Annotated in this window: 3 protein-coding genes; all 3 read right to left on the minus strand. The window is 47.8% G+C overall.

Annotation, left to right across the window (positions count from 1 at the left end):
- Positions 1-51: 51 nt before the first annotated feature.
- The 3 genes from ACUVQO_RS23035 to ACUVQO_RS23045 are packed head-to-tail and all read right to left on the minus strand — an operon-like array spanning position 52 to position 1,774.
- Entirely contained in the window at positions 52-201 is a 150-nt protein-coding gene (locus tag ACUVQO_RS23035; protein WP_445928152.1) for a hypothetical protein, read from the minus strand.
- Positions 202-240: 39 nt separating this feature from the next.
- Entirely contained in the window at positions 241-840 is a 600-nt protein-coding gene (locus tag ACUVQO_RS23040; RefSeq protein WP_445928153.1) for an STAS-like domain-containing protein, read from the minus strand.
- A gap of 40 nt (positions 841-880) precedes the next feature.
- Positions 881-1,774 (minus strand): ATP-binding protein, encoded by an 894-nt coding sequence (locus ACUVQO_RS23045; protein WP_445928154.1) that lies wholly within the window; start codon positions 1,772-1,774, stop codon positions 881-883.
- Between the last annotated feature and the right edge of the window lie 234 nt (positions 1,775-2,008).

A 2,008-nucleotide genomic window follows, 5' to 3' on the forward strand; every position in this document is an offset into this window, starting at 1 on the left:
CACCCAAATCCTACCGAAGTCTCCCCTGTTTAGAAAAACCTGCACATCGGGTTAGATACCTTTGCGGTCTGGCGGGAGGGCTTTCATAACGACATCAGGAATATTGCTGGTTTTACCCAATCCTGTGCCACCACCAACCAATTTCAAGCCATTGGCATGTTCATAGATGGTACGCGCATAATAATCGAAGTAACTGCTCATAACACATCAACACTTTCTGCTGAACTCATGGGCAAAATTTTATTGCAGGCTGTGGTAGACAAACTGTTTACCCTGAGCATCGCGGATTTCGATACGCCGGGCTAATCCCAGATCCGCCAGTGTTTTCAAGCGCGTGCTGGCAGCATTCAGGTTCAACTTTAGCACATCCGACAGGTCACGGGCGGTCAATGTTTTGTGTTTTGAGAGCAGTTCAAACGATTGCAAAACGTGATCTTCAAATTTACCAATCAGCGTCATCTCATCGCCCTTAAGCATGGGCAGGACACAATTTCGTAAACGCTCCCGATCAGGTGACTCCCGATCTGCGCGAGTCTCTAAAGCCATCTTCAAATTCTCGACACAGGTTTCATTAGCTTCCATAAGGATAACCGGACCAAATGTGACATCTTTTCTCGCTCGACGCGCTGCCAGCGTGCCAAACACCTCATCGGCAAACGACGCATCCATCACATCGACACCAGCAAATGACAAAGTGATCACGGTGTCTGCGTCCGATTCTCGCAGGCACTTTTGCAACTGTTCCCAAAAACGTTTTCCTGCCAACCGGGTAGCAAGTAAGGATGGGAAGGATGTGATTCCACGGGCGATATCCGCAAGACGTAAGACGATCACAATCACCTTTTCAGCAACTTTAGCTGAAAGGTAGTATATATTGATTTTAAGGCATTGGCAAGAGGTAATTCCAATCCCCTTTTTCGTGCCGTCCCCAGATGGTAATGAAAACCTGTGTGCCTGGAATACGGGCCAAGTTATCCCATTGATAAACCTTGCCATCGTAAAGTTGCAGCATAGCAGTGTCGGAACGAATGGTCAGCGTACCCCCACCATTGCGAACCAGATGCTGTACTTGATAGAGTCCCAATCCGTTGCCGCTTGCGCGTGAACTGACTCCTGACTCCAGCGACTTTTTAAGATAGTGGGAGGGTTGTCCGACATGCGGATATTTCCCGCGTAAAGAATCTGGAATCCCTCGACCTGTATCGCCAACCGCAATATGGACACGTCGTCCGCTGCCTGCTTTATATATTTGCATCAAGGCATAACCTTGACTGCCACTATGGGTCACGTTTTGTGTAACCTCACTCAAGAGGGTACAGGCTGCCCCCATACGGTCAGCGGTGACACGCCCCAGCAGCAAAGCTTGAGCGATAGCCAGAACATGAGGTACATCGTTTAAGCTGTTTTGTTCAAGATCATCAGAAAGGGTTTTGATTTCCATAAGATTGCCACTGGAACCCCGTGACCATAAATCGGAAGGAAGGGCTGGCACAGTGATGCAATCCGCAAAGACCGATAAGATATCCATTCGTTCGAGATATCGAAGTGTATCTTCGTTTTCCAATCGCCATTCTACTGCATGACCCGTCATCGCGTGCCACAGCCTTGACGCACATACCAGCGACAGGACTGCTTCGGGGGGAAAGAAACTGAGGTTAGATAACTCGAATACTGCGCCTCGAACATCGCCTTGCATCAGCTGAGGGATGAAGGAGGCGTAAAAGTTCTCCAGATCTTGAAATCCGTTGAGACGAGGAAATGCAAATTTATTCATCAAAGGCCGACTTCGCAACACTCAATTAAGCACATTGGTTGGATCGCATTGAAACAGATTATATACCACTCTCCAACCTCCAATATACTATCGGTCTGTAAATCACTGCTTAAACTCGTCAATAAATACAGAAGCGGCACTTTTGCGCCGCCTCTGTAATTGTCTTACGCTACATCGAACCTAGAGCGTGTTAGGCACTTTAAAGACAAAAAGCGAACGTATGGACAAAGCGAT

The sequence above is a fragment of the Leptodesmis sp. genome, assembly GCF_052746595.1.